Annotated in this window: 23 protein-coding genes and 1 pseudogene; 7 read left to right on the top strand and 17 right to left on the bottom strand. The window is 63.5% G+C overall.

Going from position 1 to position 25,326, the window contains the following annotated elements; all coding sequences use genetic code 11:
* Window positions 1-43 precede the first annotated feature (43 nt).
* From CP49_RS13885 to CP49_RS13870, 4 genes are read right to left on the bottom strand one after another with little or no spacing between them, the layout of a single operon-like run.
* The gene (locus tag CP49_RS13885; RefSeq protein WP_057850864.1) at window positions 44-787 is read right to left on the bottom strand and encodes an amino acid ABC transporter ATP-binding protein; all 744 of its coding nucleotides are present in this window, start codon (window positions 785-787) and stop codon (window positions 44-46) included.
* A 10-nt stretch (window positions 788-797) separates the two neighbouring features.
* Window positions 798-2,315, bottom strand: coding sequence for an amino acid ABC transporter permease (locus CP49_RS13880; RefSeq protein WP_057850800.1), 1,518 nt, complete (start codon window positions 2,313-2,315; stop codon window positions 798-800).
* Window positions 2,315-3,517 carry an amino acid ABC transporter permease gene (locus tag CP49_RS13875; RefSeq protein WP_057850799.1) on the bottom strand — a complete coding sequence of 401 codons (1,203 nt, stop codon included), beginning with the start codon at window positions 3,515-3,517 and terminating at the stop codon, window positions 2,315-2,317. The genes CP49_RS13880 and CP49_RS13875 overlap by 1 nt, the downstream gene beginning before the upstream one ends.
* Window positions 3,518-3,541: 24 nt before the next feature.
* Window positions 3,542-4,558, bottom strand: coding sequence for an amino acid ABC transporter substrate-binding protein (locus CP49_RS13870; protein ID WP_057850798.1), 1,017 nt, complete (start codon window positions 4,556-4,558; stop codon window positions 3,542-3,544).
* A 336-nt stretch (window positions 4,559-4,894) separates the two neighbouring features.
* On the opposite strand from CP49_RS13870, the gene metC reads away from it, so the two are divergent.
* The gene (gene metC / locus CP49_RS13865) at window positions 4,895-6,088 is read left to right on the top strand and encodes a cystathionine beta-lyase (protein WP_057850797.1); all 1,194 of its coding nucleotides are present in this window, start codon (window positions 4,895-4,897) and stop codon (window positions 6,086-6,088) included.
* A gap of 7 nt (window positions 6,089-6,095) precedes the next feature.
* Here the strand turns inward: metC and CP49_RS13860 are convergent, their stop codons facing one another.
* Genes CP49_RS13860 through CP49_RS13835 form a run of 6 tightly spaced genes read right to left on the bottom strand, consistent with a single transcriptional unit; the run spans window position 6,096 to window position 12,262 of the window.
* Window positions 6,096-7,124 carry a 4-hydroxythreonine-4-phosphate dehydrogenase PdxA gene (locus tag CP49_RS13860; protein WP_057850796.1) on the bottom strand — a complete coding sequence of 343 codons (1,029 nt, stop codon included), beginning with the start codon at window positions 7,122-7,124 and terminating at the stop codon, window positions 6,096-6,098.
* Window positions 7,121-8,647, bottom strand: coding sequence for a tripartite tricarboxylate transporter permease (locus CP49_RS13855; protein ID WP_057850795.1), 1,527 nt, complete (start codon window positions 8,645-8,647; stop codon window positions 7,121-7,123). Before CP49_RS13855 ends, CP49_RS13860 begins: the two co-directional genes overlap by 4 nt.
* 11 nt (window positions 8,648-8,658) lie before the next feature.
* Entirely contained in the window at window positions 8,659-9,141 is a 483-nt protein-coding gene (locus CP49_RS13850) for a tripartite tricarboxylate transporter TctB family protein (RefSeq protein ID WP_057850794.1), read from the bottom strand.
* A gap of 14 nt (window positions 9,142-9,155) precedes the next feature.
* Window positions 9,156-10,148 carry a tripartite tricarboxylate transporter substrate binding protein gene (locus tag CP49_RS13845; protein ID WP_057850793.1) on the bottom strand — a complete coding sequence of 331 codons (993 nt, stop codon included), beginning with the start codon at window positions 10,146-10,148 and terminating at the stop codon, window positions 9,156-9,158.
* 53 nt (window positions 10,149-10,201) lie between these two features.
* Window positions 10,202-11,452, bottom strand: a complete 1,251-nt coding sequence (locus CP49_RS13840; RefSeq protein ID WP_057850792.1) for a CaiB/BaiF CoA transferase family protein — start codon at window positions 11,450-11,452, stop codon at window positions 10,202-10,204.
* Between the two features lie 9 nt (window positions 11,453-11,461).
* Complete coding sequence (locus CP49_RS13835; protein WP_057850791.1) at window positions 11,462-12,262, bottom strand: enoyl-CoA hydratase/isomerase family protein; 801 nt, start codon at window positions 12,260-12,262, stop codon at window positions 11,462-11,464.
* A gap of 158 nt (window positions 12,263-12,420) precedes the next feature.
* On the opposite strand from CP49_RS13835, the gene CP49_RS13830 reads away from it, so the two are divergent.
* From CP49_RS13830 to CP49_RS13810, 5 genes are all read left to right on the top strand, one after another.
* On the top strand, window positions 12,421-13,047 hold the full coding sequence (locus CP49_RS13830) for a GntR family transcriptional regulator (protein WP_245310680.1): 627 nt from the start codon (window positions 12,421-12,423) through the stop codon (window positions 13,045-13,047).
* A 279-nt stretch (window positions 13,048-13,326) separates the two neighbouring features.
* Window positions 13,327-14,121 carry a Flp pilus assembly protein CpaB gene (gene cpaB / locus CP49_RS13825; protein WP_057850789.1) on the top strand — a complete coding sequence of 265 codons (795 nt, stop codon included), beginning with the start codon at window positions 13,327-13,329 and terminating at the stop codon, window positions 14,119-14,121.
* A 17-nt stretch (window positions 14,122-14,138) separates the two neighbouring features.
* Window positions 14,139-15,599, top strand: a complete 1,461-nt coding sequence (locus tag CP49_RS13820; protein WP_057850788.1) for a type II and III secretion system protein family protein — start codon at window positions 14,139-14,141, stop codon at window positions 15,597-15,599.
* Between the two features lie 40 nt (window positions 15,600-15,639).
* On the top strand, window positions 15,640-16,380 hold the full coding sequence (locus CP49_RS13815; protein ID WP_057850787.1) for a CpaD family pilus assembly protein: 741 nt from the start codon (window positions 15,640-15,642) through the stop codon (window positions 16,378-16,380).
* A complete protein-coding gene (locus CP49_RS13810; protein WP_057850786.1) occupies window positions 16,377-17,660 on the top strand; it encodes a CpaE/TadZ family protein in 1,284 nt (427 codons plus the stop codon). The genes CP49_RS13815 and CP49_RS13810 overlap by 4 nt, the downstream gene beginning before the upstream one ends.
* 38 nt (window positions 17,661-17,698) lie before the next feature.
* Here the strand turns inward: CP49_RS13810 and CP49_RS13805 are convergent, their stop codons facing one another.
* Both CP49_RS13805 and CP49_RS48935 read right to left on the bottom strand, forming a co-directional pair.
* Window positions 17,699-18,526, bottom strand: coding sequence for a tetratricopeptide repeat protein (locus CP49_RS13805; protein WP_082646012.1), 828 nt, complete (start codon window positions 18,524-18,526; stop codon window positions 17,699-17,701).
* A gap of 167 nt (window positions 18,527-18,693) precedes the next feature.
* Entirely contained in the window at window positions 18,694-18,942 is a 249-nt protein-coding gene (locus tag CP49_RS48935) for a PilZ domain-containing protein (protein WP_057850785.1), read from the bottom strand.
* Between the two features lie 282 nt (window positions 18,943-19,224).
* Between CP49_RS48935 and CP49_RS13795 the strand changes: the two genes are divergently transcribed.
* On the top strand, window positions 19,225-20,913 hold the full coding sequence (locus CP49_RS13795) for a Na/Pi cotransporter family protein (protein WP_057850784.1): 1,689 nt from the start codon (window positions 19,225-19,227) through the stop codon (window positions 20,911-20,913).
* On the opposite strand, the gene CP49_RS13790 is transcribed toward CP49_RS13795, so the two are convergent.
* The 5 genes and pseudogenes from CP49_RS13790 to CP49_RS47250 all read right to left on the bottom strand — a co-directional run.
* The gene (locus CP49_RS13790) at window positions 20,914-21,252 is read right to left on the bottom strand and encodes a lipid-A-disaccharide synthase N-terminal domain-containing protein (RefSeq protein WP_057844208.1); all 339 of its coding nucleotides are present in this window, start codon (window positions 21,250-21,252) and stop codon (window positions 20,914-20,916) included.
* Window positions 21,252-21,995 (bottom strand): glycosyltransferase family 2 protein, encoded by a 744-nt coding sequence (locus tag CP49_RS13785; RefSeq protein ID WP_057850783.1) that lies wholly within the window; start codon window positions 21,993-21,995, stop codon window positions 21,252-21,254. The genes CP49_RS13790 and CP49_RS13785 overlap by 1 nt, the downstream gene beginning before the upstream one ends.
* Window positions 21,996-22,067: 72 nt before the next feature.
* Entirely contained in the window at window positions 22,068-22,916 is an 849-nt protein-coding gene (locus CP49_RS13780; protein ID WP_057850782.1) for a phosphatase PAP2 family protein, read from the bottom strand.
* 1 nt (window position 22,917) lies between these two features.
* Window positions 22,918-24,660: an ArnT family glycosyltransferase gene (locus CP49_RS13775; protein WP_057850781.1), complete on the bottom strand. Its 1,743-nt coding sequence runs from the start codon at window positions 24,658-24,660 to the stop codon at window positions 22,918-22,920.
* A 77-nt stretch (window positions 24,661-24,737) separates the two neighbouring features.
* Window positions 24,738-25,326 (bottom strand): annotated as a pseudogene (locus CP49_RS47250) (penicillin-binding protein 1C); the annotation flags it as partial.

Here is a 25,326-nt window from a genome sequence, read left to right as displayed (position 1 = left end):
CGAGACGCGTGCTTCGCACGCTCCTCACCATGAGGAGCATGATCTAATGCCGCAGGATCTGGCTCAGGAACAGCTTGGTCCGCGCGTGCTGCGGATTGGCGAAGAATTCCTGCGGCGTGTTTGACTCGATCACCTGGCCGGCATCCATGAAGACGACGCGGTTGGCGACTTCGCGCGCAAATCCCATTTCGTGGGTGACGACCAGCATGGTCATGCCTTCCCTGGCGAGATCGACCATGGTGTCGAGCACTTCCTTGACCATTTCGGGATCGAGCGCCGAAGTCGGCTCGTCGAACAGCATGACCTTCGGATTCATGGTCAGCGCGCGGGCGATCGCCACGCGTTGCTGCTGTCCGCCTGACATCTGGCCAGGATATTTGCTGGCCTGATGCGGAATCTTGACCCGCTCCAAAAATTTCATCGCCATCGCCTCGGCATCCTTCTTCGGGATGTTGCGCACCCAGATCGGCGCCAGCGTGCAGTTCTCCAGCACGGTGAGATGCGGAAACAGGTTAAAGCTCTGGAACACCATGCCGACCTCGCGGCGGACCTCGTCCACCCGACGCAGGTTGGGCCCCAATTCGATGCCGTCGACGACGATGTTGCCTTCCTGGAACTCCTCCAGCGCGTTGATGCAGCGGATCAGCGTCGACTTGCCCGAGCCTGAGGGACCGCAGATCACGATGCGCTCGCCCTTGGCGACGTCGAGATTGATGTCGCGCAGCACGTGAAAGTCCCCGTACCACTTGTTGAGAGTGTTGATGCCAACGATCGAATTTGTGGTCATGGTCATGTACTCAGTTGCGACGATGGGCGTTCAGCCTGTTCTCGACGAACAGGGAGTAACGCGACATTCCAAAGCAGAAGACGAAATAGATCAGCCCGGTAAAGGCAAAGCCGGTGAACAGTGTCGTCGGCGTCGACCAGACCGGATCGCTGAAGGAAGCTCTGAGCTGTCCCAGGAGATCGAACAGCGCGACGATCGAGACCAGCGAGGTGTCCTTGAACAGCGCGATGAAGCTGTTGACGAGGCCGGGAATGACGTGGCGCAGCGCCTGCGGCATCACGATCAGCGCGGTGGTCTTGCCCCAGGACAGACCGAGCGCACTCGCCGCCTCGCCCTGCCCGCGCGGGATCGCCTGCAGGCCGCCGCGGATCACTTCCGCCTGGTAGGCTCCCGCGAACAGCGCGATGCCGATCAGGGCGCGCATCAGCCCGTCAATGGTGAAGCCGGCCGGCACGAACAGCGGCAGCATATAGGTTGCGAAGAACAGCACGGTAATTAGCGGAACGCCGCGCCAGAACTCAATGAAAGCGATCGAGAAAATTCGGATCAGCGGAATGGTCGAGCGCCGCCCGAGCGCGAGCGCAATGCCGACCGGCATCGAGGCCACGATGCCGGTAACGGATACCACCAGCGTCACGAGAAGGCCGCCCCACAGCCGCGTATCCACGACAGGGAATCCACCACGGTCGAGCCCCATCACCGCGATCACGATGCCGATGCCGGCAAAGACCGCAAGGCTGGTGATCAGCGGACGCCAGCCGGAACGGATACCGCCGCCCAGCCAGAACAGCAGAGCCGACACGATCACGGCGGTCGCCATGAGATCAGCCCAGACCGGACTGCCCGTGGCCTGGATCTGGTCACGCAACCAGGTCAGCGGCCATATGAGATATGAAAGAACCACACCCAATGAGAACCCAAGCCATCCCAGCAGAGATAGAAACGGTCCAAAAATCGGATGACCCGCATTGATGCCGGCGACACCGGCATTTTTGATTCCGCTCGTCAGGCCCGACAGCAGCCCTGCGGTCCAGCTCACGCCGAAGCCGCCCAGCCCGCCGCCGAGCAGCAGGAAGAAGGCGACGACGGGAAATGCCAGGAAGAACAAGATGGCGTTGGGCCCCTTGCCCGGCAACCGCGGAATCAACAGCGGCACCAGCAGGATGGCAGCAAGAATGAAGGTCAAATCGACCCGCCAGCGCTCCGGCTCCGGATAGAATCCGTAGATGAACTGCGAAAACTTGGCCTGGATGAAAGGCCAGCAGGCGCCGACCACATCGCCGGGACCTTTGGGTAAGCAGGCGGTGCGGTCCTTGCCGGTCCAGACCGCATCGACCAGCACGAATTTCAGCGCCGGCACCACGGTGAACCACAGCAGCAGCACGCTGACGATCGTGATCAGGATGTTGGTCGGCGAATTGAACAGGCGCGTGCGCAGGAAGCCGACAAAGCCGGTGGTCTTTATCGGTGCGGGACGCTCGCCGACGAGTTCCTGGCGGACGAACACGGATGGTGTGGTCTCGCTCATCACCCCATACTCCGGCTGATACGCCACCCGTAGAAACTCATGATCGCGCTGGTGACCAGCGAGATCAGGAGATAGACGCCCATGGTGATGCCGATGATTTCAATCGCCTGCCCGGTCTGGCTCAGCGTCGTTCCGGCGAACACCGAAACCAGGTCGGGATAGCCGATCGCCACCGCCAGCGAGGAGTTCTTGGTCAGGTTGAGATACTGGTTGGTAAGCGGCGGCAGGATCACGCGCATCGCCTGCGGGATCACGATCAGCCGCAGCACCGAACCGCGCTGCAATCCGAGCGAGGAACCGGCTTCCATCTGGCCCCTGTGCACGGACAGAATACCGGCTCGCACGATCTCAGCGATGAAGGCCGCCGTATAGGTCGATAGCGCCAGCGTCAGCGCGACGAATTCCGGAATAACGCGTGAGCCGCCGGCGAAGTTGAAGCCCCTGAGGACGGGCACTTCAAACGTGACGGGTAGGCCGAAGATCAGTGCGCTGAGTAGCGGCAGGCCAACCACTAGGCCGAGCGCATAGGGCCAGACCTTGATCACCTTGCCGCTGTCGAATAGTTGCCGGCGCGCGTACCGCCCCAGCGCAATCGCGACAACGATCCCCAGCAGCACCGCAGCGACGAACGGCTCGAAACCGGGCGTGCCGATCGGCTTCGGAATCACCAGACCGCGATTACTGAGAAAGAAACTGTCGAAGACGGAGATGCTCTGTCGCGGATTGGGCAATGCGGCGAGCACGGCCAGATACCAGAACAGGATTTGGAACAGCAGCGGCAGGTTGCGGATCAGTTCGACATAGCCGCCCGATATCCGCGACAGCAGCCAGTTCGGGGACAACCGGCCCAGTGCGACGAGGAATCCGATCAGGGTAGCGAAGAAGATGCCGATCACCGAGACCAGCAACGTATTGAGCAGGCCAACCACAAAGACGCGCGTGTAGGGATCGGATCCGGAATACGGGATCAGGCTCTGGCTGACGTCAAAGCCCGCGTTGTTGGCAAGAAAGCCGAAGCCCGCGGTGATCCGCTGCGCCTGCAGGTTGGCGCGGGCATTGGCGACGATCTCGTATAAGATCCAGGCGAGCGCGGCGACGAACAGCAGTTGGAGAACGAAGCCGCTCCAGCCCGCCCGGCCGCCGAGCGCCCGCTGCAGCCTGGCAAGTAGCTGCGACGGTGGTTTTCGGGGTTCGATGGCCATCGCCGCAGCCCCTCTCGCTGGCGCTTAGCGGATCGGCGGTGCGTACTGGATGCCGCCCTTGCTCCATAGATTGTTGAGGCCACGGGCGATGGCGAGCTTGGAGCCGGAGCCGACGTTGCGTTCGAAGGACTCGCCGTAATTGCCGACGGCCTTTACAATCCGCACCATCCAATCCTTGGTCAGGCCGAGTTGCTCACCCAGATTGCCGTCGGTGCCGACCGCGCGCTTGACCTCAGGTTTGTCGGACTTGACCATCTCGTCGATGTTCTTCTGGGTCATGCCAAGCTCTTCAGCGCCGACCATCGCGTACAGCGTCCATTTCACGATGTCGAACCACTGATCGTCACCATGGCGGACCATCGGTCCGAGCGGTTCCTTCGAGATGACCTCAGGCAGCACGACGTGATCGGCCGGCGTGGCGACCTTCAGCCGCTCGGCATAGAGCTGGGAGACGTCGGAGGTGAAGACGTCGCAGCGGCCGGATTCATAGGCCTTGATGGTTTCGTCGGCGGTCGCAAACGCGATCACCTCGTACTTCATGTTGTTGCCCTTGAAGTAGTCGGCGAGGTTCTGCTCGGTAGTGGTGCCGGTCTGGACGCAGACGGACGCACTGTTGAGCTCGAGCGCCGAGTTCACCTTCAGCGACTTCTTCACCAGAAAGCCCTGGCCGTCATAATAGGTAACACCGGTGAAGTTGGCGCCGAGCGAGGTATCGCGCGACAACGTCCAGGTGGTGTTGCGCGACAGCACGTCGATCTCGCCCGACTGCAGCGCGGTGAAGCGGTCCTTGGCCGAGAGCGGCACGAACTTGATCTTGGTCGCGTCGTTGAAAATGGCCGCTGCGATCGCCCGGCAGATGTCGACGTCGAGCCCGGTCCAGTTACCCTTGTCGTCCGGCGTCGAGAAGCCCGGCAGACCCTGGCTGACCCCGCAGGACAGCATGCCGCGGTCCTTGACCGTCTTGAGGGTTTGCGCCGAGGCGGCCTGGGCCGAGAGACCGGCGGCAAGGGCGAGGGTAACAACCAGAGATACGCGTTTCATGGGATAGGCCTTTCAAGGGGTCGTCCGGAGATCGTTTTCTAGGCAACGCCTGACGTCGTGGGGCCAACCCGCTGATCCCCCGCTGAAAAGCGTCATCCTGACCGTGCATTTCACGTGCCATCCCGGTCAGGCTGTGGATCTGATATCGCGGCAGGCCCCTCAACTTGCAGCGACTGTTAGTTGGCATGCATCTCAGAACGACTGGCGTGCCGGGTCAAGGGGTTGACTGCCGTCTTCTGTGTCTTGTTATTAACTTAGCCGGTCCTGGCCCGCCGCCGGCGGTGTTTTCGCGATCAAGTTGTGGCTGCGGCATAACGTCTTGGATAATGCAAACGCATGAGCTTTTCGAACGACGGACGGTCTAACCCGCAAGAACCCGAAACCAGGCTGGTCACCGGCGGCCGCGATACCAAGGGCCAGCGGGGGTTCGTCAATCCGGCCGTGTTTCACGGTTCGACCGTGCTGTATCCGACCGCCGAGGACCTGCACGCCCACCGCGCCGAATTCTCCTACGGGCGTCACGGCTCTCCGACCACGCGCGCGCTCCAGGATGTGCTGATGTCGCTGGAAGGCCCCCAATGCGTCGGCGTCGGGCTTGCGCCATCGGGGCTGGCCGCGATCACCACCACCCTGCTCTCGGTGCTCGGCGCCGGCGATCATGTACTGGTGACCGACAACGTCTACCGGCCCTCACGCAACTTCTGCAACGGCATGCTGACCCGTTACGGCGTCGATGTCGGCTATTTCGATCCGCTGATCGGCGCTGGAATCGAAAAGCTGTTCAAGCCCAACACCAAGGCGGTGCTGGTGGAAGCGCCCGGCTCGCAGTCGTTTGAAATGAGCGACATCCCCGCCATCGCCGAAGTCGCGCATGCCAAGGGCGCGCTCGTCATCGACGACAACACCTGGGCCACGCCCTTGTTTCACCGCTCGCTCGACCAGGGCGTCGACATCAGCATGCAGGCTGCCACCAAATATATCGGCGGCCATTCCGACATAATGTTCGGCACGATTTCGGCGAACGCAAAAACCTGGCCGCTGATCGCCGAAGGCATTCGCCTGCTCGGCGTCTGCGCCGGTCCCGACGACGTCTTTCTGGCGCTGCGCGGCACCCGCACGCTGGCGGTGCGGCTCGCGCAGCATTATCGCTCGGGCCTCGAAATGGCGCGCTGGCTCGCCGCCCGCCCCGAGGTCCTGCAGGTCCTGCATCCCGCGCTCGAAAGCCATCCCGGCCACGCGCTCTGGAAGCGCGACTTCACCGGCGCCTCCGGCCTGTTCAGCATTGTGTTGAAGCCGGCGCCGCAGAAGGCGGTCGATGCCCTGCTCGATGCAGTAAAACTGTTCGGCATGGGCTTTTCGTGGGGCGGCTTCGAAAGCCTTATCATCCCGTTCGACTGCGATCCCTACCGCACGGCGACCAAATGGTCTCCCGGCGGGCCGACACTGCGGCTCCACATCGGCCTGGAGAATGTCGACGACCTCAAGGCCGATCTCGAGCGCGGCTTTGCGGCGTTGAAGGCAGCCGCTTAGCGCGTTTTCAAGGAAGCGGAGCCGGTTTCCGCGCGCCCGCCATCTCGGCCGCGAGCAACAAAGCCGCGCGGCCGGCGCCAACCGAGGCGACGCCCCGGCCCGCGATGTCATAGGCCGTGCCATGCGCCGGCGTGCAGATCGGAAACGGAAAACCTCCCAGGATTGTCACCCCGCGATCGAAGCCCATCAGCTTCATCGCGATCTGGCCCTGGTCGTGATACATCGTCAGCACCGCATCAAAGGCGCCGTTCTTGGCGCGCAGGAAAACGGTGTCGGCCGGAAACGGCCCTTCCGCCGCTATTCCGTCGGTCCGGCCGGCCATCACAGCGGGTTCGATCACATCGATCTCCTCGCGGCCGAAATTGCCACCATCGCCGGCATGCGGATTGAGGCCAGCCACCGCGATACGGGGCGTGGCAAAGCCAGCCCGCCGCATGCAGGCATCGGTCAGTTTCAGCGCGCGATGGATACGTTCGACCGAGAGGCGCGAGGCCACGTCCTTGAGCGCGATATGCGAGGTGACGCGCGCATTCCAGAGCCTGTCGAGCACGTTGAATTCGCTGGCCGGCGTTTTCAGGTCGGCGATCTCGGTGGAGAACGCAATCTCGTCGTCATACTCGGCGCGCGCGAGCCGCATTGCCTTCTTGTTGAACGGCGTGAAGCAGACCGCATCTGCCTGCCCGTCGCGCGCCAGCGTGAGCGCGCGACGGTAATTCTCCAGCGCGAATGCGCCGCCGGCCTGGCTGGCGACACCACGTTCGATCCCGGCGGGATCGAGATGGCCGATATCCATAAAGGCGGCATCACCGCCGATTGCTCGAGGATCCGCGGACGGCGCCACATTTGGCAGGTCGGCCTTGACGCCGGCCACCCGCGCGCCTTCGTCAAAAACGCGGCGGTCTCCGATCACGATCAGGCGTGCGCGGGAGCGGATTTCGTCGAGGCAGGCGAGCTTCGCGGTCAACTCCGGGCTGATGCCGGCGGGGTCTCCCATCGCCAGCGCAATCACCGGCTTGCCGGGGCTCTGCACGTTCATATGATCCTCACTTTTTCATGAGCGGCTTCGTCCGGCTTTCGCAGCAGACGCACAATCTGCAGGACGAGCGGAAGCAGCAACAACGCGATCCCCGCCAGGACGAGCGTCGTCACCAGCCGGTTCGCAAAGAATATCCCGAGCGATCCCTTCGACATCAGCATGGCCTGCCGGAAGGCATCCTCGGCCTTGTCGCCGATCACGATCGCAAGCACCAATGGCGCCAACGGATAGTGCAGCTTCTTGAAGAGATAGCCGACGACACCGAAGCCGAGCATCAGGACGACGTCGAGATAGGAGTTCGAGACCGAATAGGCGCCGACGACGCAGATGATCACGATCAGCGGTGCGATGACGGCGAAGGGAATGCGCATCAGGGCGGCAAACACGGGAACGGTGAGCAACACGAGCGCAACCGCAACGATGTTGCCGACATACATCGAGGCGATCAGGCCCCAGACGAAATCCTTCTGATCGACGAACAGCATCGGTCCGGGGTTCAATCCCCAGATCATCAGCCCGCCCATCATGACGGCGGCCGTCGCCGAGCCGGGAATGCCGAGCGAGAGCATCGGCAACAACGCGCTGGTGCCGGCGGCATGGTCGGCGGTCTCCGGCGCGATGATGCCCTCGGCCTCGCCGCTGCCGAAACGCGCGCCATTGCGCGAGAAGCGCTTGGCGATGCCATAGCTCATGAAGGAAGCGGCGGTCGGACCGCCCGGCGTAATGCCCATCCAGCAGCCGATGGCGGCGCTGCGCAGCAACGCGATGCTATGGCGCGGCAGACGGCCCAGTGCCCGGAAGACTTCCTTCCAATCGACCCTCGACGATACCGCGCGGGCCTGGAACTCCTCCTCCACCGCAATCAGCAACTCGCCGATGCCGAACAGCCCCATGACGGCAACAACGAAGCTGACGCCCTTCACCAGTTCGTCGATACCCATGTTGAGCCGCACACTGCCGGAGACTGTATCGATGCCGATAGCGGCAATTGCAAAACCGATCGCGAGCGCTACCACCGTCTTGATCGGCGCCGCACCGCCCATGCCGACGAAACTGGCGAAGGCGAGGAAATAGACCGCGAAGTATTCGGGCGGTCCGAAGGCGAGCGCCACCTGTGCCACCCAGGACGCCAGAAACGTAATCAGGATCACGCCAACAAGCGCGCCGAACGCCGCCGAGCCGAAAGCGGTGGCCAGCGCCGTTGTCGGCCGGCCGTCGCGCGCCATCGGATAGCCGTCGAAGGTGGTGGCGACCGACGAAGGTTCGCCCGGAATGTTGAACAGGATCGACGTCACCGAGCCGCCGAACAACGCGCCCCAATACATGCTCGAAAGCAGGATGATCGCCGACACCGGCTGCATGCCGAAGGTCAGCGGCAGCAACAGCGACACTCCGTTTGGTGCACCAAGGCCGGGCAGAACGCCGACGAGAATGCCGAGCAGAACGCCGATCACCATCAGCGTCAGGTGCGGAACGGTGACCGCGATGGTGAAACCGTGCAGCAGCGATTGAAGGTTTTCCATCGCCCGCCCCTTCAGAAACCGAACGCTGCGGCGAGCGCGCCGCGCGGCAGCGACACCTGGAACATACGCTCGAACACGACATAGAGCGCAAGCGGCGTAGCCACGGCGATGGCAATCGCGCGAAAGACCGATTGCTGTTTCGGCAACGCCAGGACCGCAAAGACATAGCCCGCCGAAGCGAGATACATCCCAACGATTGGAATGACGGCAACGAAAATCGCGGCAGGAACGAACAGCCCCGCGAGGCGGCGCAATTCGGACGGCGTGACGGCCACCCTGACCATTGCAAGGGTACCGCGCCCGAGCGCGCCCTGCCCCATGTTGTAAAGGCTGCCGAGCACGATGATGATTCCGGTCAGGAAAGGAAACGTGCCGGCATCGACGCCGGCGCTTGACCAGCCGATGCCGTTGTCGATGCTGGATACGACGACCACGACGCCGAAGATTCCGGTCAGTGCCGCCGTGGCTATCTCAAGCGCACGTCGTGATATCATCGCGTCCCACCCACCTACTTCAGCAGCCAACCCTGTTCGCCCGCGACCTGCTTCACGTGTTCGAGGTCCTGTTTGATGAAACTGTCGAGCGTGGCGCCGGTCAGGAAGGTGTCAACCTGCGAGGTCTTCTCGATGTAGTCCTTCCATTCGGGCGTCGCCTGCACTTTCTTCATGAGATCGACGTAGAACGCCGCCTGCTCCGGGCTGACCTTGCCCGGCAGCCACACCGTCCGCGGTTGCTCATATTGCGAAATCGCCAGCCCCTGCTCGACGCAGGTCGGCACGTCGCTCCAGCCTTCGGTTGCGGTGACCTTCGGCCCCTGCGGCAACCGCTTCGGGCTGAAGGCACAGAGCGGGCGCTGGGTACTTCCACGCCATTGCCCAAGGCTCTCGGAGGGATTGTTGACGTGCGCATCGATATGGCCGCCGGCAAGTTGCACGGCCGCCTCGGCGCCGCTCTTGAAGGGGATGTAGGTGAATTTGACGCGCGCCGCCTTCTCGATCATCCGCGTCAAGACCTCGTCGGTGTCCTTGGACTGCGCGCCACCCATCTTGAACTCGGTCGCGGCGGCCGCCTTGAGAAAGTCGCCCGCTGTCTTGTAGGGCGCGTCCTGCTTCACCCACAGCAGGAACTCGTCCTGCGCCATTGCAGCGATCGGGGTCAGATCGGTGTAGTTGAACGCGACCTTGGAGACGAGCGGTTGCTGCCATGCGTTCGAGGTGCCGAAGATCACCTTGTAGGGATCGCCGGCAGACGCCTTGCCGTAGACATAGCCTTCCGCTCCGCTGCCGCCGCCCTTGTTGACGACCACGATCGGCTGATCGGTCAATTTGTACTTGGTGACGATGCTCTGGACGGCGCGCGCGAGATTGTCGGTGCCGCCGCCCGGCCCCGCGGTTGCGACGAACTCGATCGGCTTCTGCGGCTGCCACGCCGCGGCGGCCGGAATCGCGCCCGCCAGCATGAACGCTGTCGTGGACAGCAGGAGTTTTGAAGTGATCTTCATGGGGTTCCTCCGGGTAGGCATTTTTTGTTGTCGTTCGTATTTTCGTCTTCTCGTCAGGCGACCTGCTCCTTGCGGCCGGCCGAGGCGGCGACGATCGCGCCCTCCCGCTCGAAAGCCTCGATTTGGGTCTGATCGAAACCATGTTCGCGCAACACCTCGCGCGTATGCTCGCCATAGACGGGCGCGCCCGAACGCACCTTGCCGGGCGTCGCCGAGAATTTGATCGGTAGGCCGATCGTCTTCACCGGTCCGAGCGTCGAATGCTCGACCTCGACTACCATGTCGCGCGCGAGCGTCTGCGGATCGCTCAGCGCTTCCAGCATGTCGTGAACGGGGCCGCAGGGCACGCCCTTCTCGTCCAGTGCCGCCAGCCAATGCGCCCGCGTCCGTTTCCGGAAGCGGGCGCTCAGTTCGGCTTCGAGTTCCTTCAAATGCGCCATGCGGTCGGAGCCGTTGACGAAGCGCGGGTCTGAGGCCAGCTCCAACGCGTCAAGCGCTTCCAGCATCAACAGCCAATGCTTCTTGTTGGCGCCGCCTACCACGAGCCAGCCATCGGATGCCTCGAACGCCTGATACGGTGCGTTGAGCGGATGGGCCGAGCCCATGGCGCGCGGCGCCACATTGCTGGCGAGCGCAATCGTCGACTGCCAATAGGTCTGAACCAGCGCCGCTTCGTAGAGCGATGTCTCCACCCATTGCCCTTCACCAGTCTTGAGCCGGTGCGAATAGGCGGCAAGGATGCCCATGCTCGCCAACAGTCCGGCCGTGATATCGGATAGCGGCGGACCGCATTTCACCGGCGGGCCGTCCGGCCGTTCGCCTGTGAAACTCATGATGCCGCTCATCGCCTGCGCGACCAGATCGAAGCCGCGGCGGTGCCTGTACGGGCCGGTGCGGCCGAAGCCGGACAACGAGCAATAGATCAGCGCCGGAAAATCCTTGTGCAGATCCTCATAGCCGAAGCCGAGCCGCTCCATCGCGCCCGGCGCAAAATTCTCGACCAGAACGTCGGCGCCGGCGATCAGCCGCCGCAACACCTCCTTGCCGCCTGCGGTCTTCAGGTCGAGCACGATGCCGCGCTTGTTGCGGTTCATCATCAGGAAGGAAGCCGCCTCGTCGCCGATCTTCGGCGGCACCGAATGCCGCGTGTCGTCACCATTCGGCCATTTCTCGATCTTGATGACGTCAGCGCCCATGTCGGCGAGCATCAGGGTGCAGGTCGGCCCCGCCATCACATGGGTGAGATCGATGACCTTGAGGCCGGCGAGCGGTCCCGAACGCGGCGTCTTGTTTTGAACGGACATTAAGGGCTCCTATTGACCGCGCCATTGCGGCGCGCGCTTGGTGAGAAACGCGTCGAGCCCTTCACGGAAATCCTGGCTGGTGTAGCACATCAGGATGAGGTCCTCGCCCTCCTCGCGCGTCAGGCGCTTCTGCAACCGGGCGACCGCCTGCTTGGTCGCGCTCAGCGTCAGCGGCGCGTTGCCGGCGACGAGCCTTGCGATCTCGTCGGCGCGCTTGTCGAGCGCGGCCAGATCATCGACGACTTGCGTGAGCAGGCCCACGGAGGCTGCCTCCTCGGCTTCGACAAGACGTCCGGTAAAGATCAGATCCTTGACGCGCGCCGGACCGATCAACGCGGTGATGCGGCTGACATTCGACATCGACAGGCAATTGCCGAGCGTGCGCGCGATCGGAAACCCCATCCGCGTACTCCTGGTGCCAATGCGCAGATCGCAACTGGCCGCGATGCCCGCGCCGCCGCCGGTGCAGGCGCCGTTGATGGCGGCAATGGTCGGCACCCGGCATGTTTCGAGAATGCCGAGCACACGGTCGATGCGGTTCTCATAGTCGAGCGCATCCTGCGGCGTCTTGAAGGCGCGAAACTGGTTGATGTCGGTGCCCGCGGCAAACGCCTTGTCGCCAGCGCCCCGCAGCAACAGCACCTTGATCGCATGGTCGCGATTGGCGCGTTCGCAGATCTCGGCCAGCCGCTCATACATCTCGAACGTGAAGGCGTTGCGCGCCTGTGGCCGGTTGAAGGTTATCCGGCCGATGCCGTCATCGAGGGTAAACAGGAGGTCCCCCTCCCGTACCGTTACGTCCTGATCCATCCCGCGGCCCTTCTTAATCGTTGTTAACCAATTCTGAATGCAAAAATTGGGTTTATCAAGCTGGAACTAGCTAAAATCCAGTGATATAGCCATTTTTGCATTCAAATTGGATTTTGACGGCAATGCTTCATGAGGAAGTCGTAGGCCGCGTCCGCGCCATGCTGCTCGACGGCGAGATTCCGCCGGGCGCGCGGATTCCCGAGCGCGACCTCTGTGAAAAACTGCAGATCTCGCGCACGCCGCTGCGCGAAGCCCTCAAGGTGCTCGCCGCCGAGGGCCTGGTGCAATTGCTGCCGAACCGCGGCTCGCGCGCGGCCAGGCTGACCGACAAGGACATGCGCGACCTGTTCGAGGTCTGCCAAGGGCTTGAAGCACTAGCCGGCGAACTCGCCTGTGAACGCATCACGGATGCCGAGATCGCCGATGTCGCCGCCGCCCACGCCGAGATGGCCCGGCACTACGGAGATCGCGACCTTCTGCAGTACTACCGCTGCAACCGCTATATCCACGAGGCGATCGTCGCCGCGGCCGGCAACCCGGTGCTGTCTGGACTCTATGATTCCGTCACGGCCCGCATTCGCCGCGCGCGCTACGTCACGCCAATGACGCCGCGGCGCTGGGCGCTGGCGGTGCAGGAGCACGAAGCCATCCTCAATGCGCTGCAACGCCGCGACAGCGTGGGGTTGTCGCATATCCTGCGCGCGCATCTGCGCCACAAGCGTGACGAGGTCTTGCAGGCAGGCTTCGCGGAGACTGAGCCTCAAGATGAGGCTCGCGCGTCGTAGCGGCGTCAGGCCTGATTCCGATCGGCATCCGAATCGCACGTCCATCTCTATTGGCGAACTCGACCGCTGACGCGCCCACGCCGAACGGCTCCGGGCTTTTGCGGAGTGATTTTCTCAAAACGATAACCACCCATTCACCATGACGGCGAAACCCGCTGTCCGATCGACCAAAAACTTCACGCCTCAAGTTCCCTTATACCTTTGATGCCTAGTCATACCTCCGGGGATGGCTGTCATTGCCGTGCAGTTGGGCGTCCCTGCGTAAGAGTAGTAAAGCGTATGAATATCGCACGTGTCGTCGTTCTGATCATCGCCCTGAGTGCCGGCGGTGTCGCCGCCTATCTCGCCCGTGGCACGGAAGAAAAACCGCATCCAGCGGCCGAGCCGGTCGCACAGTTACCGACGGTGGAAATTCTGGCCGCGAAGTCCGACATCGGGCTCGGCCAGACAGTCAAGCCTGAGGACCTGCAATGGCAGGCCTGGCCGGCCTCGGCCGGCAACAATCTGATCAACCGCGCCAGCAAGGCCGAGGCGATCAACGAAATCGCCGGCTCGATCGCCCGCAGCCCGATCTTCGCGGGCGAGCCGATCCGCGAGCAGAAGCTGGTCAGGGCCAACGGCTCCGGCTTCATGGCAGCGATCCTGCCGAGCGGCATGCGGGCGATCTCGACCGAGATATCGCCGGAAACCGGCGCCGGCGGCTTCATCCTGCCTAACGACCGCGTCGACGTCATCCTTTCCAAGCGTGAGAAGAACCCGGAGCGCAGCGGAGCCGACGCCGTCCAGTCGGAAATCATTCTCTCCAATATTCGTGTGCTCGCGATCGATCAGGCGCCGAAGGAAAAAGAGGGCATCAACACCCTCGTCGGTCGCACCGCCACGCTCGAGCTGAAACCCGAGCAGGCCGAGACGCTGACGCGCGCGCGTCAGAGCGGCACGCTGGCGCTCGCGCTCCGCAGCATCACCGATGTCAACGCGCCAGAAGGCCGGTCCGAGGATCAGGTTCAAAGACGAAGCGAGAGCGTCAACGTGGTTCGCTACGGGGTCGCCAATCAAACGACGGCACAGAAGTGACCGAAAGGACGCCTGAAATGAAGTTTGGGGAAAATCAGTCAGCGATGCGAACCGTAGCGGCGCGCACCCTGTTATTGTCGGCCGCCGCCGCGCTGACGCTCGCTCCATTGCTGCCTGTCGTCGCAGCCGAGTCTGAAAAGGATCCGGTGACGACCTCCGCCATCGGCCCTGTCAAGATGCGCTTCCTGTCGCTCGGCATCGGCAAGTCCGTGGTCGTCGACCTGCCGCGCGAGGTGAAGGATGTGCTGGTCGCCGATCCGAAGATCGCCAATGCCGTCATTCGCTCCCCGCAACGCGCCTATATCATCGGCGGTGCAGTCGGCCAGACTAACGTTGTGTTTTTCGACGGCGATGGCCAGCAGATCGCTTCCTACGACATCGCAGTGAAGCGTGATCTCAACGGCGTGCGCGCCGCGCTGCGCCAGTCGCTGCCAGGGATTCAGATCGAGGGCGTCGGCGACAGCGTGTTGCTGACTGGATCGGTATCGAGCCCGGTCGAAGCCCAGCAGGCCGGCGAGGTCGCCGCGCGGCTGGTCGGCGGAGCCGAGAAGGTCGTCAACTCGGTCGTCGTTCGCGGCCGCGACCAGGTGATGCTCAAGGTCACCGTCGCGGAAGTCCGGCGGGATGTCGTCAAACAGATGGGTGTCGATCTCAGCGCCCAATTGAATGTCGGCAATACGACCGTGAATTTCAACAATGCCAATCCCTTCACTGCAAACAATGCGGCCCTCGTGCCCGGCAATGGCCTTGGCATAGCAGCCGGCACGATGCCGTCGGTCCAGGCGGTGCTTCGCGCGATGGAAAAGGCCGGTGTCGTGAAAACGCTCGCCGAACCCAATCTGACTGCGATCTCCGGCGAATCCGCAACGTTTATCTCAGGTGGTGAATTTCCCATTCCGACCGGCGTGAGCTGCCAAACAACAACAGGTGGTGGCATCGGACAATGCGTCCAGACCGTCAGCTTCAAGAAATTTGGCATCTCGCTCAACTTCACGCCGGTAGTCCTGACTGAGGGACGGATCAGCCTGCGGGTGATGACGGAAGTTTCGGAAGTCTCGACCGAAAACTCTCTGACTGGCGGCCAAGGTGGAACAACCATTCCCTCGATCAAGACCCGCCGTGCCGAGACGACGTTGGAAGTACCCTCCGGCGGCACGATTGCGATGGCCGGCCTGATCCAGGAGCAGACCAAGCAGGCCGTCAACGGCCTGCCGGGGCTTGATCAATTGCCGGTTCTGGGCGCCCTGTTCCGCAGCCAGGACTTCATCAACAACCAGACCGAACTGATGGTTCTCGTGACGCCCTATGTCGTCCGCGCGGTCGCGCAGAAAGAACTGTCGCGGCCCGATGACGGATTTGCTCCGGCATCCGATTCCCAGTCCACGCTGCTCGGGCGCATCAACCGGATCTACGGGGTCGCCGCCCGCGTCGATCCCGTCGGCGGGATGCAGGGCAATTTCGGCTTCATCATTGATTAAGATGCAGAGCTGTTCACCGAGTGGGGACGAGGACAGAACGATGACAACGAAAATTCCGCTCCATCGCGTCAAGGCCTTGCACATGCTTGGCGCTCTCCTCGGCCTTTCGGCGGCACTCGGCGCCTGCACGCTGCAGACCACGGAAATCGTGACCGCAAGCGTTCCCAACGACTATCGCCACCGTCATCCGATTGCCGTAACCGAAGGCAACCGCTCGATCGTGGTGTTCGTCGGTCATGCCCGCGGCGGCCTTTCCGGGCCGCAACGCACCGACGTCATGGGCCTGGCGCAGACCTGGGTACGCGAAGGCACCGGCGCTGTTATCGCCGATGTCCCGGTCGATACGCAGAACGCGCGCGCGGCTGCAGCGTCGTTCCGGGAAATCCGGTCGGTGCTGATGGCGGGCGGCGTGCCCTCGCGCGCCATCACGATGCGTCATTACCGGCCGGAAGATCCGCGCACGCTGCCGACGATCCGGCTGAGCTATCCGAAGATTTCGGCCGTCGCCGGCCCTTGCGGTCTGTGGCCGCAGGACCTCGGACCGAACATCGACAACGCCGCCTACAGCGAAAATCGCCAGTATCATAACTTCGGCTGCGCCACTCAGCGCAACCTTGCCGCGATGATCGACAATCCCGCCGATCTCGAACAGCCGCGTCCCGAAAGCCCCGCTTATACCTCGCGGCGCAATGTCGCCTTTGACAAATACCGCAAGGGCACTTCGACCGCGACCGACTATCCCGACGCCGACAAGGCCAAACTCAGCGATACAGGCAAATGATCAGCCGCGTCTTTCAAAACTCCGACGACCAACTGGACGACACGCCGGCGCAGCCCGAGGAATACATCTCGCCGGCGCCGCGCGTATCGGTACAGGCATTTTGCGCCAGCGTGGCGATCGCAACCGCGGTGCGTGCGGCGAGCGAAGACCGCCGTCTCGGCAAGGCCCACCTTTCGGTTCACATGGGCGGCATTGCCGCCGCCATCGAGGCCTACCACACGGCGCCGACGCCCAACGTCATTTTGCTGGAGACCGAGCCCGGCTCCGATATCCTCGAAGGGCTCGATGAACTCGCGACCGTGTGCGACGCAGGAACTCGCGTCGTCGTGATCGGCAACGCCAACGACGTTACGCCCTATCGCGAACTGGTGCGGCGCGGCGTCAGCGACTACGTGACCGGACCGATCGAACCGATCGACGTGGTGCGCGCAATATGCGGCCTTTACGCGGCCTCCGAAGCCGTGGCCGTCGGTCGCATCATCGCCGTCGTCGGCGCCAAGGGCGGCGTCGGTGCATCCACCGTCGCCCATAATGTGGCCTGGGCGATCGCGCGCGATCTCGCGCTCGATTCCGTCGTGATCGATCTCGACCTCGCTTTCGGCACCGCCGGGCTCGATTACAACCAGGATCCGGTTCAAGGCATCGCCAATGCCGTCTTCCAGCAGGAACGGCCGGACTCCGCCTTCATGGAGCGTCTGCTGGCGAAATGCACCGACCGCCTCGACCTGCTGGCGGCGCCGGCGTCATTGGACCAGGTCTATGATTTCGGCGCCGATGCTTTCGATGCGATCTTCGATACGATGCGCATGACGACCCCTTGCATCGTGCTCGACGTCCCCCATCAATGGTCGGCGTGGACCAAGCGCACGCTGGTCGGCGCGGACGACATTCTGATCGTCGCCGAGCCCGACCTCGCCAATATGCGCAACGCCAAGAACATGCTGAACGTGCTGAAGGCGGCGCGGCCCAACGACCGGCCGCCGCTCTATTGCCTCAACCAGGTCGGCATGCACAAGCGTCCGGAGATCAGTACGCGCGAATTCGCCAAGGCGATCGAGAGTCAGCCCATCGCAGCGATTCCGTTCGATTCGAAGATGTTCGGCACCGCCGCCAATAACGGCCAGATGATCGCGCAGATCGCCGCCAAGCATCGCACCACCACGATGTTTCTGCAGATGGCGCAACGGTTGACCGGCCATGCCGTGACCAAGCGGTCCCGCACCTCGTTCCTGACGCCGATCATCAAGAAGCTGCAGGGCGTGACAGCCCGCAGGGCCTGAGCAAAGAACCAGGGCGGCAGCGGTGTGGCCGCTGCCGCTTACTCGGAGCGCCCGGCCGCCGCGATCGGCATCTTCTCGACCTCGGCCCGCGCGTTCTCCCTGTCTTTTCGCGACAGCATCCGCTTCAATTGCGCGACATTGGCGGCAGCTTCGGCGGCCGGCAGATCGGCTTTTACGATCTTTTCCGCTTCAGCGAGTTTTCCCTGCAGGCCAACCGCCAGCGCAAGATTGGCGCGTACACGAGGATCAGTCCCCGCAATGCCGTGGGCGCGGCGCAGTATCTCCTCGGCCTTGGAAAGATCTTTCGAAAGCACGTAGGACAGTCCGAGATTGGACAATACCGACGGGTGGTCGGGTGCGATCTTCAGCGCGCTCGCATAATATTGCCGCGCCTCGTCGTATCGGCCGAGTTGGTCCAGTGTTGCTCCCTGTGCCGAGAGCAGCCGCCAATCGGGATCATCGGGGCTGTGGGCGCGGCCGAGCACGTCGAAGGCCTGCTGGAAGTTGCCGTTATCCGCCAGCGCGCGGCCGTAGGCGGCGAGTAGCAGCTTGTTGCCCGGATGGGCGATGGAGCCCTGTTCGAGCACCGCAACTGCCTGCGATCGCTGTCCCGTCGCGCGGAGCGCCTTGCCGTATTTCAGCGCCGCGTCGGCATCCCTCGGATTGGCGCGATAGCGTTCCTGATAGAGCTCGATGTCGCGGCGCGGATCGCCGGCGCGGCCGGTGTCGGCCTTCTCGTCGATCGAGCCGGTAATGTCTGATAGTCCTGAGGTCTGGCACCCGCCGAGTCCCAACGCCAGGATCAAGGTGGATGTGCACGCAAGAAGTCGCGCGACGCGGGGCGGATGAAATGACTTCTGAAGCATGTACCTGGACTCACGGCGGCAACTGTCCAGAAGTGTTCACAGCTTAACCCTAAGTTCAGGTTAAGCCGGCGCGCTTTTGCGGTAATTGGCGACCTCCGCGGGCCATGGCCCTCAGCCGCTGGCCTACGTTCTGCTCTGCGCCCTCGATACCGGCGCAGCCAGCCGGCCTAGTCGACGAACTGCGCGCCGAGCTCGCAACCGATCCGCCAGGCCAGCCGGCACTGACGCGGCCTTCCCTCCGAGAAAATCACCGTAAATTCGGGAGGAATTTCGGGATATTCGGCGATGATCTTCACACCACCGTCCGACATGTCAGTGATCATGCAGTCGCGCGGCAAACCGCCGGTCGCGAACTGTATTTTTGCAAAGTTTCTGCACGCACGTCGTTCGCTTCTGCGGCGATTCGCTGCCAACATGTCGGTCCCTGACCCTGCTCGATGTGATTCACTCGAAGGTGGATCAGCTTTACCGAAGAATCGTTGGAATTGACCTAGCGCAACGGCTCGCAATGTAACTGATATGTTCGAACTCCGTTTACCGAGCCCGGCGCTCTCGCCGAAAGCTGATGTCCTCGGACGCTGTAAGCTGAGCCTGCGGCACAGCCCTCGCGTCGCATTTTTCGGCAAATTAAAGGGTTGATCCCCCCTCGTTAGGCGATAGCCTGACCGCTCTACTCGATGTGGCGGAAACCTAAGCGCATGGGAAGTCTGGTTCTTCTCGATCTGATGGGCGGCGTGGCGCTGCTGCTGTGGGGCCTGCATATGGTCCACAGCGGGATCCTGCGCGCGTTCGGGCCGGACCTGCGCCTGTTGCTGGCAAAGGCCCTGAGCAACCGCTTCACCGCCGTTGGCGCGGGCCTTGGTCTCACCGCCCTGCTCCAGAGCAGCACCGCCACCGCGCTGATCACGAGTTCGTTTACGTCGGAAGAACTCGTCAGCCTCGTCCCGGCACTCGCCATCATGCTCGGCGCCAATGTCGGCACCACGCTGATCGTGCAGATCCTGTCGTTCAACATCGCCGCCGTCGCGCCGGTGCTGTTCCTCGTCGGCCTGGTCGCCTTCCGCAGCGGCCGCCACTCGCGCGTCAAGGACATCGGCCGCGTCTTCATCGGGCTCGGCTTGATGCTGCTGGCGCTGCATATCCTGCTCAATACGCTGGCGCCGGCGGAGAACGCGCCGGGCATGCGCGTGTTCATGAACGCCATCACCGGCGATCCCGTGCTCTGCATCCTGTTCGCCGCGATCGTGACCTGGCTGGTGCATTCGAGCGTCGCCAGCGTGCTGCTGGTGATGTCGCTGGCCTATGCGCATTTCATCACCCCCTACGCGGCGCTGGCGCTCGTGCTGGGCGCCAATCTCGGCAGCGCCATCAATCCAATCGTCGAGGGCGCGCGCCGCGACAATCCTGCCAGCTATCGCCTTCCGCTGGGCAACCTCGTCAATCGGCTTGTCGGCATCCTGGTGGTGGCGCCGTTCCTGCAACCGATCTCGGAGTTGCTGACTTCGTGGCAACCGGATGCAGCCAAGGCAACCGCCCTGTTCCACATCGCCTTCAACGTTGCGACCGCGCTTCTCTTCATCGGCCTGCTCGACGGCATGGCCCGGCTGTTGAAGGCGCTGTTGCCCGAGCGCGTCAAGGCGACCGACCCGTCAGGGCCGCGATATCTCGATGAGAGCGCGCTGGAGACGCCCTCGCTCGCTTTGGCGGATGCCGCTCGCGAAACCCTGCATATGGGCGACCACGTCGAAATCATGCTGCGCAAGGTGATGGCGGCGATGATGACCAACGATCGCGCGCTGGTCGACGAGGTCTCGCGGATGGACAACAGCGTCGACAGCCTCGACGAGGCGATCAAGCTCTATGTCACGAAGCTCACCCGCGGCAGTCTCGATGAGCGCGAGGGACAGCGGGCGATGGAGATCGTGTCCTTCGCCATCAACCTCGAACATATCGGCGACATCATCGACAAGAATTTGAGCGAACTGGCCACCAAGAAGATCAAGCGCCGGTTCCAGTTCTCCCCCGAGGGCGCCGAAGAGCTTTCCGCTTTTCACAAGCGCACCATGGATTCGCTTCGGATCGCGTTCGGGGTATTCATGTCGGGCGACCTCAATGAGGCGCGAAAGCTGCTGGCCGAAAAGGCCGCGCTTCGCAATGCCGAGCTGGCCGCGACCGAACGGCATCTCGATCGCCTGCGCGAGGGCCGGCCCGAAACCATCGAGACCACATCGCTTCATCTCGACGTATTGCGCGATCTAAGGCGCATTCACTCGCACATCTGCTCGGTCGCCTACCCCGTGCTGGATGCGGCAGGCGAACTCGCCGCCCATCGCAGCGCTGAAAGCGATTTGCCCACCCTGCCCGCGCCGGCGCCCAGCCGCGGATGATCAGCGGTCGAGCGTCTTCGACGCGGTGCCGCGGTTCTTCACGATCAGCATGATGTTTCTGATATAGATGATGGTGGCCAGCGACTGGCCGATGATGATCACGGGTTCGCGTTTGGCGATGCCATAGATCAGCGTCATCATTCCGCCGCCCATCGAGAAGAACCAGAACGCCATCGGCACCACGCTCTGTCCGGCGCGTTCGCTCGAGATCCACTGCACCAGGAAGCGTGCGGTAAACAGCAATTGCGCGATCAGGCCGAAGGCCAGCCAGAAATCGAACTTGGCGACGAAGACGTCGTAGAGATAATCGCCGAGCGCCTGGCCGTATTGAATCAGCATCAGAGAACCTCGGTCGCAACGGGCGTCGGCTTCTTGCGGCGGATCAGCCACCACACGCCCGCAAGATCCATGATCCCGATCCATAGCCGGTCAAAGAAGCCGTAATTGGACACGCCGGAATGGCGCGGGCGATCAATCACGTCGACATAGGCGATGTCGAAACCTTCGCGACGCACCAGCGCCGGCAGGAACCGATGCAGACCATCGAAATAAGGCATCGACAGGAACACCTCGCGCGGGAACGCCTTCAGACCGCAGCCGGTGTCGCGGGTGCCGTCGCGCAGGATGGCGTTGCGCACGCCGTTGGCAATGCGCGACTGCAATTTCTTGAAGCCGGTATCCTTGCGCCCGACCCGCTGGCCGGCCGCGAGGCCGACACGGCCGCCGCCTTTTTCAACCGCTGCGATCAGATCGGGCAGGAACACCGGATTGTTTTGACCGTCGCCGTCGAGCGTCGCCACGATCGCGCCACGCGCGGCCCGCACGCCACTGCGCACGGCGGCCGATTGGCCGGACGAAACGGCGTGCTTGATCTGCCGAAGCTGATGGTGCTGTTTCATCAGCGCCGCCAGCCGATCGGCGGTCGCGTCCGTCGACCCGTCATTGACGTAGATGATCTCGTAGGCCCAGCGGCCATCGAGCGCAGCGACGATTTCCGCAATGAGCGGCGCGACGTTCTCCGCCTCGTTGCGCACCGGCACAACGATGGAAACGGCGACCGCGTCTCTGTCGGAAACTGTCAAATCGGCACTCGTCTGGTTGGCTTGGAAGGGGCCCGGAACCGGGCATATCGGGCCGGCTGGCGGCGTCCGCTTTTATGGGGCGAAAGCGCCCCGGGCAACCCTTTTGAGGCGTTCGGACGAGGGTCCGACCAGGGACACAATGCTGCCGTCGCTTTGGATCGCAAATCCCAGCCTGCGGGCCGCAAACCAGTAGCGCACGAACATCGCGCCGATGATGCCGACCAGCGCGCCGGCGACCACGTCACTCGGATGGTGGGCGACCAGCACCAGTCGGGTCGCTGCAATGATGAGAGCATAGACGGCCATCACAACCCGGGCCTTCGGCCAGAGAGCCGACACCGCGAAAGCGAGCGCAAATGCGGTGGTGGCATGGCCGGAAGGAAAGCTGTAATAGGCCGAGTTTCCGGCGAAGTGCGAGAAGTGGAACGCGTTGGCTTCGCCGCCGACAAACGGACGGCCGCGGCCGATGCTGTATTTCAGGACTTCGGTGACGAGAGCGGGTACGGCTACCGCCAGGAACAGGAACTGCAGCCGCGTTCCCAGACCGAGCAAGAGCGACCGCTGAATTCCGCGCAAGGCCGGCGAGATGATCGCAACCGCAATCAGCAACCCGGCCAGTACGGCCAGCACATATTCGTCCTTGCCGAAATCGGTGAGAATGCGAACCCACCACAGCGACGGCGCGCCGCGCTTCGGCATCTGGCCGATTTCCCACGCATCGATCGCGTACATCAGCACGACGATCGCCGCGCCGAGACCGGCCGTCAGCCACAACACGTGCCGCGCCGCCCGTCGCGCGGCCTCGGCACGCCGCGAATGCGACGGCGAGCGCACGAGCTGCGCCAACGACAGCCAGCTCAGCGCCATGAAGCGCGCGAAATAGCTTTTGGAGTCGACGACAACAACGGCCTTCCCAGCCATCTTACTCCGTGCCTTCCGAGCGGAAGATGGCGATCGAGATCGCCTTGCCCTGCGAGATGTTATAGCCCTCGATGTGCTTCGCTACGTTGTAGCGCAGCCCGATGGCTTCGGCGCGCTGGACGAAGGCGCGTTCGGTGCGCGATTCCACCAGCGCAAAGCGGCAACTGCCCTGCGCGAGAAAATCCGCGGCGCCCGATCCGTCGGCGAGCAGGGTACTGGTGCCGGTCATGAAGACCAGGCTGGGCTCGTGAAAGCCCGCGGCGACGGCCTTTGGCCCAACGCAGACCACGTTGCGAAGCGCACGCGCGATCTCGGCGCTCGGAAACAATGTCGTCAGCGACGGCATGACGATGCCGTAGATTCCGACGGCCAGAAACATTGCTGCGACCACGGCGTTCAGAAGCGAGCGCTCGGCGCGGCTGTCCTCGAACATCCACCAGGCAATCAGGCCAAAGATCATCGCTGCCGCGAGGAAGGGCCAGGCCGGAAATGCGGGGTAATGCGTCAGCTTGATGGCACCGATGACGGCGATCACGGATGCCCCCGCCGGAACGACAAACCACCATGCCGCCCCGCGCATCAGCCAGGACCGCGACAGCACGCGGCGCTCCAGCGCGCCGGCGGTGAGGATCGCAATCGCCGGATAGAGCGGCAGCACGTAATGCGGCAGCTTGGTCAGCACCAGCTCGAACACGATCCATGACGGGACCAGCCAGGCGAGCAGATATTGCGCGCCGGGCTCCCGCCGCGCGCGCCACACCGCCGGCGCCGCCATCCCCGCCAGCGCCGCACCCGGCCAGAACGTCACCCAGAACAGCAGCAGATAGAGGCCGGGCGGCGCGCCATGGGATTCCTGCGCACCGAGCTTGCTCAGCATGTCGCCGCCGAGCGAATTGGAAAAGAATGCCTCGCCTGCGCGCCAGAAGATCGCGACGAACCATGGCAGCACCAGCACCAGCGTCCACATCAGCCCCCACACCGGGCGCAGCCGCCACAGCCAAGCCGCCGAGCGGTCGAGGATGGCGAGCGCCAGGATGGTCAGCCCGACGAACATCAGGATCAACGGCCCCTTGAGCAGGATGCCGCCGGCCAGCGCGGTCCAGAAGATCGCCGGCGGGGCCCAGGGCGGACGCGCCGGATCCTCGCCACGCTGCCAGGACAGATACACGCGCGCCATTGCCCCCATCGCGGCGACAACGGTCAAAAGCAGCATCGCATCCGTTTTGGCGAGCCGGGCTTCGGCGCCGAGCAGGACAGAACTACACATCATCAGCGCCGCCAGCGCTGCCCCGCGCCGCGTGACGAAAGCGAGCGCCGCCCAGTAGGTCAGGAGAACCGCGCCGATGGCGCCGATCAGGGACGGAATCCGGTAGAGCCAGATGCGTAGCTGCGCCCGCGGCAGGCCGAGCGACGAGGCGGTTTCGACCACGGCGGCTTGCAGCCAATAGATGCCGACCGGTTTCTTGTAACGAACGTCGTCCTGAAAGCGGATGTCGACGAAATCGCCGCTTTCGACCATCTGTTTGGTCGCCTGCGCGAACCGCGCCTCGTCACGGTCGATCGCCGGAATGTTGAAGAAGCCGGGCAGGAAAAGCACGACGCTGCAGAGCACCAGGAACACGATGGCGCGAAAATGGTTCGCCGTGGCGAAGTCAAACACAACGGCCAGCCTGCGGCCGGAATGCGCAGGTTTTACAGGCTGTTGGCCCGATCCGAAGCGTGGGGGGTGCAGGGTTTCCACCATGCTGTTCGCATACGATGAAACCGCAGTGCAAACAACACCGCAAATCCCCTAAGCTGTGGTCTTTAGGCTGCTTTTCGTCACTGTACCCGGATCACAACGGTATCGGCCGCCCCCGTCGCATCGATCACCGTCAACCGGGCAAAACCAGGCCCCGGCGGATCGACCAGGCGCTGGCGCCGGCTGTCGATCTCGCCGACCGAGGTGCCGTTCAGCATGATGGTCAGCGGCAGCACGCCGCCGGCGACCTTGACCGGCATCGGCGCGGCCTGCCCGTTGCCCGAACGGTCGACGTCGATCCGAGAGCCGTTCAGCGGAAACTGGATACGCGGCACCTGCTCGCTGCTGGCCCGGATCAGCTCGCCGACGGGACGGAAGCGCCTGAGCGGCAACGGCAGCTTGGCGTTGCTGGCGATCAGCGCGCCCTTTGGCGCCTTGGGCAGCGCTGCCGGGATCTTGCCGGTGCGCGCGAAGGCGTCGAACAGGATCGGCGCGGCGGCGGTGCGGCCGACCAGACCCGGCACCGGCGCGCCGTCGGGACGCCCCACCCACACCCCGATGGTGACGCGGCCATCGAAGCCGACCGACCACGCGTCGCGATAGCCGTAGCTGGTGCCGGTCTTGAACGCGATCTTGTTGTGCACGCCGTTTTCCGGCGGCGGTGTTCCG

Source organism: Bradyrhizobium valentinum (assembly GCF_001440405.1).
In the GTDB taxonomy this organism is placed as follows: Bacteria; Pseudomonadota; Alphaproteobacteria; order Rhizobiales; family Xanthobacteraceae; genus Bradyrhizobium; species Bradyrhizobium valentinum.
This window is presented reverse-complemented; position numbering and strand designations above follow the sequence as displayed.

What these genes read in the sequence shown, in the direction of transcription:
- CP49_RS13860 (WP_057850796.1), bottom strand. Translation starts at nt 7,124, where the DNA reads ATGAACGTGCAGAGCCCCGGCAAGCCGGTGATTGCGCTGGCGATGGGA.
- metC (WP_057850797.1), top strand. Translation starts at nt 4,895, where the DNA reads ATGAGCTTTTCGAACGACGGACGGTCTAACCCGCAAGAACCCGAAACC.
- CP49_RS13835 (WP_057850791.1), bottom strand. Translation starts at nt 12,262, where the DNA reads ATGGATCAGGACGTAACGGTACGGGAGGGGGACCTCCTGTTTACCCTC.
- CP49_RS13885 (WP_057850864.1), bottom strand. Translation starts at nt 787, where the DNA reads ATGACCACAAATTCGATCGTTGGCATCAACACTCTCAACAAGTGGTAC.
- CP49_RS48935 (WP_057850785.1), bottom strand. Translation starts at nt 18,942, where the DNA reads ATGTTGGCAGCGAATCGCCGCAGAAGCGAACGACGTGCGTGCAGAAAC.
- CP49_RS13880 (WP_057850800.1), bottom strand. Translation starts at nt 2,315, where the DNA reads ATGAGCGAGACCACACCATCCGTGTTCGTCCGCCAGGAACTCGTCGGC.
- CP49_RS13855 (WP_057850795.1), bottom strand. Translation starts at nt 8,647, where the DNA reads ATGGAAAACCTTCAATCGCTGCTGCACGGTTTCACCATCGCGGTCACC.
- CP49_RS13830 (WP_245310680.1), top strand. Translation starts at nt 12,421, where the DNA reads ATGCTGCTCGACGGCGAGATTCCGCCGGGCGCGCGGATTCCCGAGCGC.
- CP49_RS13790 (WP_057844208.1), bottom strand. Translation starts at nt 21,252, where the DNA reads ATGCTGATTCAATACGGCCAGGCGCTCGGCGATTATCTCTACGACGTC.
- CP49_RS13820 (WP_057850788.1), top strand. Translation starts at nt 14,139, where the DNA reads ATGAAGTTTGGGGAAAATCAGTCAGCGATGCGAACCGTAGCGGCGCGC.
- CP49_RS13775 (WP_057850781.1), bottom strand. Translation starts at nt 24,660, where the DNA reads ATGGTGGAAACCCTGCACCCCCCACGCTTCGGATCGGGCCAACAGCCT.
- CP49_RS13840 (WP_057850792.1), bottom strand. Translation starts at nt 11,452, where the DNA reads ATGTCCGTTCAAAACAAGACGCCGCGTTCGGGACCGCTCGCCGGCCTC.
- CP49_RS13795 (WP_057850784.1), top strand. Translation starts at nt 19,225, where the DNA reads ATGGGAAGTCTGGTTCTTCTCGATCTGATGGGCGGCGTGGCGCTGCTG.
- CP49_RS13850 (WP_057850794.1), bottom strand. Translation starts at nt 9,141, where the DNA reads ATGATATCACGACGTGCGCTTGAGATAGCCACGGCGGCACTGACCGGA.
- CP49_RS13815 (WP_057850787.1), top strand. Translation starts at nt 15,640, where the DNA reads ATGACAACGAAAATTCCGCTCCATCGCGTCAAGGCCTTGCACATGCTT.
- CP49_RS13870 (WP_057850798.1), bottom strand. Translation starts at nt 4,558, where the DNA reads ATGAAACGCGTATCTCTGGTTGTTACCCTCGCCCTTGCCGCCGGTCTC.
- CP49_RS13780 (WP_057850782.1), bottom strand. Translation starts at nt 22,916, where the DNA reads ATGGCTGGGAAGGCCGTTGTTGTCGTCGACTCCAAAAGCTATTTCGCG.
- CP49_RS13845 (WP_057850793.1), bottom strand. Translation starts at nt 10,148, where the DNA reads ATGAAGATCACTTCAAAACTCCTGCTGTCCACGACAGCGTTCATGCTG.
- CP49_RS13810 (WP_057850786.1), top strand. Translation starts at nt 16,377, where the DNA reads ATGATCAGCCGCGTCTTTCAAAACTCCGACGACCAACTGGACGACACG.
- cpaB (WP_057850789.1), top strand. Translation starts at nt 13,327, where the DNA reads ATGAATATCGCACGTGTCGTCGTTCTGATCATCGCCCTGAGTGCCGGC.
- CP49_RS13875 (WP_057850799.1), bottom strand. Translation starts at nt 3,517, where the DNA reads ATGGCCATCGAACCCCGAAAACCACCGTCGCAGCTACTTGCCAGGCTG.
- CP49_RS13805 (WP_082646012.1), bottom strand. Translation starts at nt 18,526, where the DNA reads ATGCTTCAGAAGTCATTTCATCCGCCCCGCGTCGCGCGACTTCTTGCG.